12 protein-coding genes are annotated in these 12548 nt (G+C 72.7%); 3 read left to right on the top strand and 9 right to left on the bottom strand.

Annotated elements, in window-relative coordinates:
* Positions 1–92: 92 nt before the first annotated feature.
* Positions 93–1283: a chromate efflux transporter gene (gene chrA / locus ACFVHB_RS12065; RefSeq protein ID WP_380319140.1), complete on the top strand. Its 1191-nt coding sequence runs from the start codon at positions 93–95 to the stop codon at positions 1281–1283.
* Between the two features lie 177 nt (positions 1284–1460).
* On the opposite strand, the gene ACFVHB_RS12060 is transcribed toward chrA, so the two are convergent.
* Positions 1461–2156 carry a sodium:calcium antiporter gene (locus ACFVHB_RS12060; RefSeq protein ID WP_380319137.1) on the bottom strand — a complete coding sequence of 232 codons (696 nt, stop codon included), beginning with the start codon at positions 2154–2156 and terminating at the stop codon, positions 1461–1463.
* A 210-nt stretch (positions 2157–2366) separates the two neighbouring features.
* On the opposite strand from ACFVHB_RS12060, the gene ACFVHB_RS12055 reads away from it, so the two are divergent.
* Positions 2367–3761 carry an amino acid permease gene (locus ACFVHB_RS12055; protein WP_380319134.1) on the top strand — a complete coding sequence of 465 codons (1395 nt, stop codon included), beginning with the start codon at positions 2367–2369 and terminating at the stop codon, positions 3759–3761.
* Between the two features lie 163 nt (positions 3762–3924).
* Positions 3925–4128: a hypothetical protein gene (locus tag ACFVHB_RS12050; RefSeq protein ID WP_380319131.1), complete on the top strand. Its 204-nt coding sequence runs from the start codon at positions 3925–3927 to the stop codon at positions 4126–4128.
* Positions 4129–4446: 318 nt separating this feature from the next.
* Here ACFVHB_RS12050 and hypE read toward each other — a convergent pair whose 3' ends face one another.
* The 8 genes from hypE to ACFVHB_RS12010 are packed head-to-tail and all read right to left on the bottom strand — an operon-like array spanning position 4447 to position 12540.
* Positions 4447–5511: a hydrogenase expression/formation protein HypE gene (hypE, locus tag ACFVHB_RS12045; RefSeq protein ID WP_380319128.1), complete on the bottom strand. Its 1065-nt coding sequence runs from the start codon at positions 5509–5511 to the stop codon at positions 4447–4449.
* Positions 5508–6611: a hydrogenase formation protein HypD gene (gene hypD / locus ACFVHB_RS12040; RefSeq protein ID WP_380319125.1), complete on the bottom strand. Its 1104-nt coding sequence runs from the start codon at positions 6609–6611 to the stop codon at positions 5508–5510. Before hypD ends, hypE begins: the two co-directional genes overlap by 4 nt.
* Positions 6608–6889, bottom strand: a complete 282-nt coding sequence (locus tag ACFVHB_RS12035; protein WP_350577814.1) for a HypC/HybG/HupF family hydrogenase formation chaperone — start codon at positions 6887–6889, stop codon at positions 6608–6610. The genes hypD and ACFVHB_RS12035 overlap by 4 nt, the downstream gene beginning before the upstream one ends.
* Complete coding sequence (gene hypF, locus ACFVHB_RS12030) at positions 6890–9175, bottom strand: carbamoyltransferase HypF (RefSeq protein ID WP_380319122.1); 2286 nt, start codon at positions 9173–9175, stop codon at positions 6890–6892. It abuts the gene before it with no gap.
* On the bottom strand, positions 9172–9669 hold the full coding sequence (locus tag ACFVHB_RS12025; RefSeq protein WP_380319119.1) for a hydrogenase maturation protease: 498 nt from the start codon (positions 9667–9669) through the stop codon (positions 9172–9174). Before ACFVHB_RS12025 ends, hypF begins: the two co-directional genes overlap by 4 nt.
* Entirely contained in the window at positions 9666–10961 is a 1296-nt protein-coding gene (locus tag ACFVHB_RS12020; RefSeq protein ID WP_380319116.1) for a Ni/Fe hydrogenase subunit alpha, read from the bottom strand. The genes ACFVHB_RS12025 and ACFVHB_RS12020 overlap by 4 nt, the downstream gene beginning before the upstream one ends.
* A complete protein-coding gene (locus tag ACFVHB_RS12015; RefSeq protein ID WP_380319115.1) occupies positions 10958–11737 on the bottom strand; it encodes an oxidoreductase in 780 nt (259 codons plus the stop codon). Before ACFVHB_RS12015 ends, ACFVHB_RS12020 begins: the two co-directional genes overlap by 4 nt.
* A 5-nt stretch (positions 11738–11742) precedes the next feature.
* The gene (locus tag ACFVHB_RS12010; protein WP_380319113.1) at positions 11743–12540 is read right to left on the bottom strand and encodes an FAD/NAD(P)-binding protein; all 798 of its coding nucleotides are present in this window, start codon (positions 12538–12540) and stop codon (positions 11743–11745) included.
* Between the last annotated feature and the right edge of the window lie 8 nt (positions 12541–12548).

The raw sequence follows: 12548 nt of genomic DNA, 5'->3' as shown, positions 1-12548 counted from the left end.
TCCTCCCGGGGCCTCACCGCATCGTGTTCACCGCCGCCCGGTACTCTCACCCCGGCCCCACCCCGGGCACGTGATCAGGAAGGGAAGCCTTGGTGGGCGACGAGCAGGAGCAGAACCACACGCCGGTGAAGGTCGGGCTGGGCATGATCGCCCGCGAATGGGGGCGGATCGGCTGTATCGGCTTCGGCGGCCCGCCCACCCACATCGCCCTGTTGCGTCGGCTGTGTGTCGAGCGGCGCGGCTGGCTTGCCGCCGGCGAGTTCGAGGACGGCATCGCCGCGACCAACCTGCTGCCGGGGCCGGCCTCCACCCAGCTGGCGATCTTCACCGCGTGGCGGTTGCGTGGGCTGCCGGGCGCGCTGGTCGGCGGGTTGTGCTTCATCGCCCCCGGTCTGGTGCTCATCCTCGCCCTCGCGGCGCTGTTCCTCGCCGGCAACCCTCCGCTGTGGGTGCGCGGCGCCGCCGCCGGAGCCGGAGCTGCGGTCGCCGCGGTCGCTGCGCAGGCCGCCCTCGCGCTGATCCCGGCCAGCTGGCAGCGCGCCGGTGCAGTCCGCCCGGCCCGGGCCCGCTGGCTCGCCTACGCCCTCGCCGGGGGCGCGGCCGCCGCCCTGACGGGTCCGTTGCTGGTCCTGGTCCTCATCGCAGCCGGAACCGTTGAGAGCGCGATCCGTACCCGCCCGGTCACCGAGCCGGGCCGGGCCGGTGCCCGGAGCTGGCCGCTTCCGCTCGCCTTCGCGGCCCCAGCCGCCGCCGGTGGCCTGCTTGCGCTGGCCTGGGTCGCATTCAAGGTCGGTGCCCTCTCCTACGGCGGTGGATTCGTCATCATCCCGCTCATGCAGGCCGACGCCGTCGACCGCTACCACTGGATGACCGACGGCCAGTTCCTCAACGCCGTCGCCCTTGGCCAGATCACCCCCGGCCCGGTTGTCCAGACCGTTGCGGTCGTCGGCTATGCCGCCGCCGGAATTCCCGGCGGCCTGCTCGCCGCAGCGGCCGCGTTCGCCCCCTCGTTCCTGCTCGTGATCCTCGGCGGCCCCCGCTTCGAGGCGATCCGTACGAACACTCGCGTGCAGGGCTTTTTCTGCGGAGCGGGCCCGGCTGTGATCGGTGCGATCGCCGGCTCCGCGATCCCGCTGGCGCTCGCCCTCCAGCACGCCTGGCAGTACGCCGTCCTCATCGCGGCCGCCGTCTGGCTGCTGGCTGCCAAGCGGGGCGTCGTCAGCGCCCTGCTCGGTGCCGGCGCGCTCGGCGTCGTCGCGGCCCTGGTCGGCTGGGCCGTCTGAACAACCCCAGTGAGTCACTGCGGTTGCCCCTCGGGATCGGCGAAGAGATCTGTTCCTCGTCCGCCGACCAGGCATCCCGGCACGCCTCACAGGACTTTATCCGGCACATCACCCCGAGCGGCAGCACTGCCCTGCTCGCCCTCACCCAGGCCGCCCGGCAGACCGGCAGCGAGATCATTATCCGCCACGCCGCCCCACAGCCCCGCGCCGGTGCGCCTGCAGCGAGGTGACCAGCTCCGGCAGCGACGTGCCGAGGGCCACCAGTGTGAACCCGATGACCGCCTGCGACACCCCCAACTGGTCGGCGATCACCGTCGCGTTGCCGACCAGCAACTGCGCGCCGCCCAGCGTGCCCAGCAGACCAACGGCGGTCCGCAGGGACTCCCTCACCAGCGACACCTGTTCGATCGCCACGGGTGCCGCCATGACACTGAGCCCGCCGAGGCGGGCGGTTCGCAGCTGGGCCAGCAGCGCCAGGACCAGCAGCGTGGCCAGCACCGTGCCCTCGGAGCGGCCGAGCCCGCCGCCGACCAGAACCGCGAACAGACACACCGCGCCGACCGACAGCAGCCCGAGCATGCGCACCACCCGCGGCTCCGCGACCACGGGAGCGATGATCCCGACCAGGCCCAGCACCAGGGTGACGTTCAGGATGTTCGAGCCGACCAGGTTGCCGACCGCAAGCCCGGTCTCACCCCGACCGGCCGCGAGAGCGGAGACAGCGAGCTCGGGCAGGCTCGTGCCGATGCCGACGACCACCACCCCGACGAACGCCGGCGACAGACCCAGCCGCTCGGCTATCCGCGCCGCCCCCACCACCAGCTGGTCCGCACACCACGCCAGCACCACCAGCCCCGCCAGCACGAGCACCACCGCAACCGCCACAGCCGCCCCCCACGTCGCATCGGCCCCCTGCCGTGCGCGCAGGGCAGCGTACAGAGCGCACACGACGCGATCCAGGGCCGGATTCTTAACGACTCCTTGACGCGCTACTGCCGGGTTCTTGACGTACTGTTCTGGCCTGGTGTGCCGGGAAGTCTGGTCGGCGATGAAGTTCCGTCTCTTCCCGGAAAGGGTCCTGCCGTGACCTTCCCCAAGACCGCCGCACCCACCGCTGCGCCGCCGATCCCGGTCGCGCGTGGGCCGCGCCGCTCGGTGCTGTTCTTCGCCTTCGCGTTCGCCGTGATCGCCGACCCGGTGTCCTCCGTCGCGTACGCGATCGAGGCCGCGCTGCACGCCCTGCACGGCGACCTGGGACTCCTGCTGCCCACCATGGCGCTGGTGGTCGGCCTGGTCGTGGTCGTCACCGCCAACTACTGGCAGTTGGTCCGGCGCTTCCCCAAGGGCGGTGGCGCCGCCGCCGCGGCCGGTCGGGCCTTCGGCGCACGCTGGACGTTCCTGCCGATCGGCGCCCTCGTGGTCGACTTCGTGCTGACGATCGGCATCTCCATCGCCGCCGCCGCGAGCGCAATGATCGCCCTGTTCCCCGGCCTCGCGCCGGTCCGCATCCCCCTCGCCCTGGTGCTGCTGGCGATCGTGGCCGGGCTGACCTGGTTCGGCCACGGCGGCCGGCTGCTATTCGCCATGATGACCGTGGTCTTCGTCCTCGCCGCCGTCGCGGTTGTGGTCCTCGGCTTCGCCGCCCCGCACAGCATCGGCACCGCGCCTGCGCACACCGACCCGGGCAGCTCCGCCGTGTTCGCCGTCGTCCTCGCCTTCCCCGTCGCGATGGCGCTCGCCACCGGCATCGAGGCCCCCTCCACTGCCATCGCGCAGCTCGGCCAGCTCGACGACAGCCACCGCCGCCGCTTCGGCCGCGGCACCCTCGCCCTGCTGCTGGTCATCGTCGGCGGCCTCACCCTCGCCCTGACCGCCCTCGCCGTGAAGCTCCACATCGGCCTGCCCGGCGCCGACTCCACCCAGATCGCGGACATCGCCCACGCTGCCGCCGGACCCGGCTGGCTCTACGGTGCCTTCCAGCTCACCAGCTCCCTGTTGCTGCTCGCCGCCGCCAGCTCCTCCTTCCAGGCCGGCCCCGGACTGCTCAAAGCCCTCGCCGGCACCGACGAGCGCCCCGGCGTGCTGCCGCCGGTCCTCGGCCGCACCAACAAGCACCACACCCCGTACTGGTCCGTCGTGGTCTACCTGGCCGCCGCCGCGGTGATCATCGTCGCGGCCGCCGGCCAGGAGCAGGAACTCGTCCTCTTCTACGCGGTGTCGGTGTTCGTCAGCTTCCTGGTTGGCCTGCTCGCCATGACCCGCTTCGCCCGCACCGAACGCAAGCCGCTGCTCGCCGCCGTCAACGCCGCCGCGGCCGCAGCGGTCGCGTTCACGCTGCTGGTCAACCTGCTGCGCGGCTGGCCGATCCTCTCCCTCGTCGCCACCCTCCTCATCGGCGGCGGCCTGTTCGTCCGCTGGATACGCGCGGGCAGCCCCACCGGCATTGAGGACATCGAGACCCAGGCCGAAGCCGGCTGAACCCGGCCGTGCCGCGTGGCGGCTGCCCGCTCCTGCGAGCGGGCGAGACCACCCCGTGAAGGCTGTCAGAAGGCCGTCAAGGGAGCCGCCCGTCACCATGGGACGCGGCAGAGTCGGGCGCGACGGGTGACCGCGCTCACCGAAGCCGTAGGAGGTGATAGCCGTGATCATGTACTGGGCCAAGCCGGAGACGCGCAGGCTCTACCTGGCGCGGCCGCGCCTGACCGCCGCAGAAACAGGGGCGGCGGCGATGCTGGGTGCGGCGACCCTCCGCACAGTCCTGGCGATCTTCGGCGCCCTGGATGACTCATGGACCTCCGCCGGAGCCTTCGCCATCGTCGCCGCCGGCCCCGGAGCCTTCTCCTGACCCTTGACCGCCCCGCTCGTCGCCGCCGCCGTCTGGCCTGATCTTCAACGGGTTCGCCGCCCAGCACTACGGCGAGATCACCTGGACCGGCGCGAACACCGAGCTCGGCCGCCTCACGCTCTTCGCCGTGGCCGCGCTGGCCGCAGCGATCCCGACCGCACTGCCCCGAAGGCGGATCGCCCTCGGGCCAACACCTGTCCTGCGAAAGGAGCACCATGCCGGCCGGTCCGGTGCAGCGTCCCCCACCACGCCGCCAGTCCTTGCGGCGACGCGCCATCAGGTCCTCCGTCTGGACGCTGCTCCGCTCAGGGTTGGTCGTCAGCAGATTCTGGGGAGCTGCTCGCCGGCGAGCATGTCGACCACGCGGCGGGCACCGACCAGGGTGCGCATGGTGACCCGTCCGGCGGGCCAGTCGGCGACCCGGCCGATGCGGACTGCGCCCTCGCCGCCGGGGGCGGCGTGCATTGCGGAGAGGACAGCCTCGGCCTTGTCCGCGGCCACGATCGCCACCAGGCAGCCCTCGTTGGCGACGTGGAGGATGTCGAGGCCGAGCAGGTCGCAGGCGGCGGCGACCGCCTCGGGTACGGGGATGGCGGCCTCGTCGATCTCGACGGTCACGGCCGAGTCGCGGGCAATCTCGTTGAGCGTGGTGGCCAACCCGCCGCGGGTGGGGTCGCGCAGGACGTGGACGGCGCTGCTGCCGGCCTCGGCGATGGCGCGGACCAGGTGGTGCAGCGGTCGGGAGTCGGTGGCGATGTCGGACTCGAAGCCCAGGCCCTCGCGGGTGGACAGGACGGTCGTCCCGTGCAGGCCGATCGGACCGGAGAGCAGCACCACATCGCCGGGCGCGGCGTACGCGGCGGAGGTCCGGATCCCCGGCAGGCGGGTGCCGAGGCCTGTGGTGGTGATGAAGAGCTGGTCGGCGGCGCCCCGGTTGACGACCTTGGTGTCGCCGGTGACCACCGCCACCCCGGCCGCGCGCGCCGCCTCGCCGAGGGAGCGGGCGACGCGTTCGAGGGTGGCGAGCGGCAGGCCCTCCTCGATGATCAGGGAGACGGCCAGCGCGGTCGGCATCGCACCCATCATGGCGACGTCGTTGATGGTGCCGTGGACGGAGAGCGAGCCGATGTCCCCGCCCGGGAAGAAGAGCGGGCTGACCACGAAGGAGTCGGTGGAGACAACCAGTTCGGCGCTGCCGGTGGCAGGCAGGACGGCGGCGTCCTCCAGCGGGACCCGGCCGATCAGGCCGTGGCCGGATGAGCCGCTGATCGCGGGCAATAGGAGGTCGTCCAGCAGTTCGGCGGAGAGCCGCCCGCCGGCGCCGTGGCCGAGCAGGACCACTTCGCCCTCCTCGATGGGCAGCGGGCACTCGAGGGCGGTCATGCCTCGGCCCTCCTCGGTACGCGGCCGGCGGCGTAGAAGGCGGCGCAGGTGCCCTCGCCCGAGACCATCGGGGCGCCGAGCGGGTTCCGTGGGGTGCAGCGGGTGCCGTACGCGGTGCAGTCGGTGGGGAGCTTGGCACCGGTGAGGATCTCGCCCGCGATGCACTCGGGGTGTTCGGCGGTGGTGATGCCGCCGACCTCGAAGCGGGTGGCGGCGTCGAAGCGGGCGTAGTCGGGGGCGAGGACGAGGCCGCTGTCGGGGATCGGGCCGAGGCCGCGCCAGGGCCGGTCGGCGATCCGGAAGACGGTCTCGATGGCGTGCTGGGCGTCGGTGTTGCCGTCGCGGCGCACGGCGCGGACGTACTGGTTCTCCACCTCGGCCCGGCCGTCCTCCAGCTGGCGGACGGCCATCAGGATGCCCTCCAGCAGGTCGAGCGGTTCGAAGCCGGTGACCACGATGGGGACTTGGTACTTGGCGGCGATCGGTTCGTAGGCGCGCCATCCCATCACCGCGCAGACGTGTCCGGCGGCGAGGAAGGCCTGCACCTCGCAGTCCGGGTCCTCCAGCAGGGTGGTGAGCGCGGGCGGGACGAGGACGTGGCTGACGAGGACGGAGAAGTTGTCGAGGCCGAGCCGCGCGGCGTGCTGGACGGCGAGGGCGTTGGCGGGTGCGGTCGTCTCGAACCCTACGGCGAGGAAGACCACTTGCCGCTCCGGTTCCGCGACGGCGATCCGGACGGCGTCCATCGGCGAGTAGACCGGCCGTACGTCCGCTCCGCGCGCGCGGAGGGCGAGCAGGTCGGTGCGGGAGCCGGGGACGCGCAGCATGTCGCCGAAGCTGGTGAACACCACACCCGGCAGGCCCGCGATGGCGTGCGCCCGGTCGAGCACTTCGAGCGGGGTGACACAGACCGGACAGCCCGGGCCGTGGATCATGCGGATGCCGGCCGGCAGCAGGTCGTCGATGCCCTGCCGGACCAGAGTGTGGGTCTGGCCTCCGCAGACCTCCATGATCCGCCACGGCTCAGCGGCGGTGGCCGTCAGTTCGGCGAGGAGCTTGCGAGCCAGCGCCGGGTCGCGGTACTCGTCGAGGTACTTCACCGGGTGTCACCTCCGGGAGCAGCGGGCAGGGGTTCGCCGAGTTCGGTGGCGATCGCGTCGGGGATCGCGCGGAGCACGGCGAGGGTGCGCTGCGCCTCGGCTTCGTCGACGATCGAGATGGCAAAGCCGACGTGAACGATGACGTAGCTGCCGACTTCCGCCTCCGGCGTGCAGGCGAGGCAGACCTCGCGTCGGACGCCGCCGAAGTCGACGGTTCCCATCAGCAGTCCGGCACTCTCATGGGTCTCGATGATCCGGCCGGGGATGCCCAGGCACATTCAGGTCTCCTTCCGGGCGGACAGGCGGGCGGCGGCGACGGCGGCCTGGCCGTAGCTGATGCCGCCATCGTTGGCGGGTACGGCGGTGTTGGCGAGGACGCGCAGGCCCTGCCGGGTGAGGTGGTCGTGGACCTCGGTGAGCAGGCGGCGGTTCTGGAAGCAACCGCCGGAGAGGCAGACGATGTCCGTGCCGGTCTCCTGGACGGCCTCGGCGACCAGGGCGCCGGTGACCTCTGCGAGCGTGGTGTGGAAGGCGGCGGCGACCGGCCCGGCTGACTCACCTTCCGCGGTGCGTCGCAGCACTGCAGCGAGGGTCGGGGCGGGGTCGTACACCCAAAGCTTCTCGACACGGGTGAGCCTCCACGGCAGGGCCTCGGCGGCGAGCGATCCGGCGGCCTGTTCCAGGGCAACGGCGGCCTCGCCCTCGTAGGTTGCGTCGTCGCGCAGGCCGAGCAGGGCGGAGACTGCGTCGAAGAGCCGGCCGGCGCTGGAGGCGGTCGGGGAGTTGAAGCCCCGTTCGATCATTCGGGCGACGGTGCGGACCTCGCGCGGGTCGAGCCGTTGGCTGAAGGTGTCCTCGATCGGTTCGCCGAGGCGCTCCAGTCCGTACAGGTGGCCGAGCGCCATCCGGGCCGGGCGCCGTACGGCCGCCTCCCCGCCGGGCAGCGGGGCGCGGGCGAAACGGCCGAGGCGGCGGTAGCCGGTGAGGTCGGCGAGCAGGATCTCGCCGCCCCACAGCGTGCCGTCCCCGCCGAGGCCAAGCCCGTCGTAGGCGACACCGATGAACGGGCCGGTGACGCCGTGTTCGGCGGCGCAGGAGGCGACGTGGGCGTGGTGGTGCTGGACGGCAATGCGGCGGTTCCTCGGCCAACGGGCGGCGAAGGCGGTGGAGAGGTAGTCGGGGTGCAGGTCGTGGGCGACCCAGGCGGGCTCGACGGCCTGGAGGCGGGCCAGCCGCTCGAAGGATTCCTCGAAGGCGTCGAGGGTGGTGGCGTCCTGGAGGTCGCCCGTGTGCGGGCCGAGGACGGCGCGGTCCCCGATCGCGAGTGCGAAGGTGTGCTTGAGCTGGGCGCCGACGGCGACCACCGGTTCGGGCGTGGCCCGGGGCAGGCGGAGCGGCGCTGGGGCATATCCGCGGGCGCGGCGCAGCACGGCCGGTGTGCCGAGCGGGGCGTGGGTGACGGAGTCGTCGTAGCGGGCGCGGATCGGCCGGTTGTGGGTCAAGAAGCCGTCAGCGACGTCGCCGAGGGTACGCCGGGCCTCGGCGTCGTCGATGGCGATCGGTTCGTCGGAGCGGTTGCCGCTGGTCACCACGAGCGCCCGGTCGAGGTCTCGCATCAGCAGGTGGTGCAGCGGGGTGTAGGGCAGGAAGAGGCCGACGCGGTCGGTGCCGGGGTGGACGGCCGGGGCCAGCGCGCCGGCGCGGGTGGTGAGCAGCACGATCGGGCGGGCGGTGGAGGTGAGCAGTGCTGCCTCGGCCTGGTTCACGTCCGCGAGGCGGCGGGCGGCGGCGAGGTCGGGCACCATCACGGCGAACGGTTTGGCGGGCCGGTGCTTGCGCAGCCGGAGTCGTCGCACGGTCTGTTCGTCGGTGGCGTCGCAGACGAGTTGGTAGCCGCCGAGGCCCTTGACCGCGACGATCCGTCCGCCCCGCAGGGCCTCTTCGGCGGCGGCCAGCGCGCCCTCACCCGCCACATCGCCGTCGTCCCACTCCAGGTGCGGCCCGCAGACCGGGCAGGCCACGGGCTCGGCGTGGAAGCGGCGGTTGGCCGGGTCCTCGTACTCGCCGGCGCAGGCCGGGCAGAGCGGGAAGGCGCGCATCGCGGTCCGCCGCCGGTCGTACGGCAGCTCGTCGATGATGGTGGCGCGCGGACCGCAGGCGGTGCAGTTGAGGAACGGGTAGCGGTAGCGGCGGTCGTCGGGGTCGAAGAGTTCGCGCAGGCAGTCGGGGCAGGTGGCGGCGTCGGGCGGGATCTCGCGTGGCTGGCCGGTCGCGGCGACCGTACTGGCGAGGACCGCGAAGCCCGGCCCGGGGGCCTCGACGGGCGGCGCCGGGCGGCTGCGTACGGAGGTGACCACAGCGAGCGGCGGTGCGTCGGTGTCCAGGCGGGCGGTGTATTCGGCGAGCGCGGACGGCGTGCCGGCCACCAGGGAGACCACGTGGCCGTCCTCGTTGCGCACCCAGCCGGACAGGCCCAGCGAGGTGGCCAGCCGGTGGGCGAAGGGACGGAAGCCGACGCCCTGGACGGTGCCGTGGACCTCGACCAGGCGCAGTTCGGTGGTCATGAGCCGGTCTCCTTCGCCCGGTGGGCGTCCACCGTCCGGCGGACCTCCGCGGCAGCACGGGGCACCGCTTCGGAGACTGCCGGACTCAGCCCCTCGCCGATCGAGAAGTCCGTGCCCTCGACAGCGACGATCAGCAGCTCGCGGGGCAACCGGGCGAGTGCGGCGGCCAGCGCGACGGCGTGTCCGAGGCCCAGGCCGTGGGTACCCGCCGCGGCGCTGCTGTCAGCAAGGGGATCAGCCAGCAGATGGTCCGCGTCGACGGTGACCTGGTGGATGCGGCCCGGCTCGCCGGGGTGGCTGTGCACGGCGTCGACCACGATGGCGAGGTCGGCACCCTCCCACAGCTCCATCAGCCGGGTCGGTTCGCCGTCGCAGAGGGTGATGCGGTCGACCGGGAGGTCCTCGGCGGCGAGCTCGGCCAGCACGGCGACGGCGGCGCCGTCGTCGCGGCGGTACTCGTTGCCGACGCCGATGAGGACGATGCGATCGCTCATCGCCGCTCCACGGTGAGGTCGAGGAAGTGGGCGGCGCACGAGATGCAGGGGTCGTAGTTGCGGATCGCCTGCTCGCACTGGCGGGTCAGCTCCGCGTCGCCCAGGTGCAGCCGGTCCTGGACGAAAGCCCGGAGGTCCGCCTCAATGGCGGCCTGGTTCTGGGCGGTCGGCGGGATGATCGTGGCGGCCCGGATCGTGCCGTCGCCGTCGAGCTCGTAGCGGTGGTAGAGCAGTCCGCGCGGCGCCTCGGTCGCGCCGTGGCCGACGCCCGCCCGGGGCGGCACGGGGACAGCGGGGACCGGCGGGGGCTCGTACCGCTCGATGATGCGCTGGGCCTCGGTGACGGCCCACAGCACCTCGACCGCCCGGACGAGGATGCTGCGGAACGGGTTGTCACAGATCGGGCCGAGACCGGCCTCGGCTGCCAGGCCCCGGATATCCGGAGGGAGCACCGCGCTGTTGAGGGACCAGCGGGCGAGCGGCCCGGTGAGGTAGCGGCGGCCGTCGAGTTCGGCGTAGAGGGCGGTGGAGTGCGGTACTTGGCGCTCAAGGACGTGGCTTTCGAAGTCGGCCGCGGTGAAGGCACCGGTCCGGCTGCCGTACGGGACACCGGCGTCGATCGCGTAGCCGCCGCGTCCTTGCAGGGCGAGCAGCTCGTGACCGACCGCCAGCTCCGGGAAGTCGAAGCCGGCCACCCAGCCCAGGGTGTCCTCCGCGTCGGTCCGTGCCTGCCGCAGTACGGCGGTGAGACGGTCGAGTTCGGCTCGCTCGGGGAGGCGATGGAAGCCGCCGAGCCGGACGTTGATCGGGTGGATGGCTCGACCGCCCAGCAGTTCGACGATCTCGTTGCCGGCCTTCTTCAGCCGCAGGCCCCGCTGGAGCAGCTCGGGCCGGGTACGGGCGAGGGCGAGCGCGTCGGGCAGGCCCAGGAAGTCGGGTGCGTGGAGGAGGTAGACGTGCAGGGTGTGGCTCTCGATCCACTCCCCGCAGTACAGCAGCCGCCGCAGTTCGGCGAGCTGCCCCTCCACGGTGACGCCGCAGGCGTCCTCAACGGCCCGGCAGGCGCTCATCTGGTACGCGACGGGGCAGATTCCGCAGATCCGTGCGGTGATGTCGGGCGGTTCGGTGTAGGCGCGGCCGCGGAGCAACGCCTCGAAGTAGCGCGGCGGCTCGTAGATCTCCAGCCGGATGTCCTCCACCCGCGAGCCGCGTACGGAGATGTGCAGCGCACCCTCGCCCTCGACCCGCGCGAGCGAGCCGACGGTGAGCAGGCGGTGGCTGCGGTGGGTCATCCGTCCGCCTCCTTGGCGTCGCGGGCCGCCGCGGCGAAGGCGGGGGCCTCGGCGTTGAAGGTACGGTAGAGACGGGTGATGTTCGTGTCCGACATGCCGTCACGGCGCAGCAGCGGCAGCATCGCCCGCGTGTTGGGCGTCTCCATCGGACCGAAGCAGCCGTAGCAGCCGCGCCCGTACGCCGGGCAGAGCGCCCCGCAGCCGGCGTGGGTGACCGGGCCGAGGCACGGCGTGCCGTGGGCGACGGTGACGCAGGTGGTGCCCCGCAGCTTGCACTCGAAGCAGACGCTGTGGGCGGGAATGTCGGGCTTGCGGTCGGCCAGGTAGGCGGTGATCACCTCCAGCAGCTGGCGCTTGTCGATCGGGCAGCCGCGCAGTTCGAGGTCGACCGGCACATGGGCGGAGATCGGCGTGGAGTCGGCGAGACTGTCGATGTACTCGGGCCGTGCGTAGACGACGGCCTGGTACTCGGGCAGGCTCGCCAGGTTTCGCAGCGCCTGGACCCCGCCGGCGGTGGCGCACGCGCCGATGGTGACTAGGTACTTCGACTGCTCGCGCACCCGCCGTATGCGGTCCAGGTCGGCGCTGGTGGCGATGGAGCCCTCGACCAGCGAGAGGTCGTACGGCGGTGGCAGCTCACGCCGGGTGGCCTCCAGAAAGTAACCGATCTCGACCTGCCCGGCCAGCGCGATGAGCTCGTCCTCACAGTCGAGGAGGGTGAGCTGGCAGCCGTCACAGGAGGAGAACTTCCACACGGCCAGTCGCGGGACGGTCATGGCGCTCACCGCTCGGGGACGGCGAGATCGTCGGCGACCCGGTCCCAACCGAACACCGGACCATCGCGACACACCAGGGTCGGGCCGAGCTGGCAGTGACCGCACCAGCCGGTGGCGCACCGCATGTTGCGCTCCAGCGATACCCGGATTCGCTCCCCCGGCACGCCCCGGGCCAGTAGGGCGCGGGCTGTGGCGCGCATCATCGGCTCCGGTCCGCAGAGGTACGCGGCGCAGTGGTCGGGGCGGAATGAGGTGTCCTCCAGCAGCGTGGTCACCAGGCCGGTGCCGCCCTGCCAGCCAGGCTCCGGGTGATCCACGGTGAGCCGGGTGTCGGTCAGGGAGCGCCAGCGCGGGAGCTCGTCCAAGAAGAGCACCTCGCCTGGGTTGCGGAAGCCGGCCAAGACCGAGATCCGGCCGAACGCCTCGGCACAGTTGAGGAGTTGGTGGATCAGCGGGCGCAGCGGGGCGAGTCCGATGCCGCCGCTCACGATCACGACGTCGCTACCGGCCGGGGGTGTCTGCCAGATGGTGCCGTAGGGCCCCCGCACGCCGACCCAGCGCCCGGGTTCGGCCCGGCAGAGCGCCTCGCTGACCTTTCCGACGGCGCGCACGGTGTGCCCCAGCGCCCCGTCGGCTATGCGACTGACCGAGACCGGGATCTCCCCCGCCCCGAACGGATACAGCATCGCAAACTGGCCCGGGCGGAAAGGACGCAGCGGCTCGGCGGCCGGGACGAGGTCGAGAGTCACGGTGTCGGCGCTCTCGCGGCGGCGCGCCGCCACCCGGTACGGAATCGGGGTCATGGCGTGCA

The sequence above is a fragment of the Kitasatospora sp. NPDC127111 genome (genome assembly GCF_042677465.1).
In the GTDB taxonomy this organism is placed as follows: Bacteria; Actinomycetota; Actinomycetes; order Streptomycetales; family Streptomycetaceae; genus Kitasatospora.
This window is presented reverse-complemented; position numbering and strand designations above follow the sequence as displayed.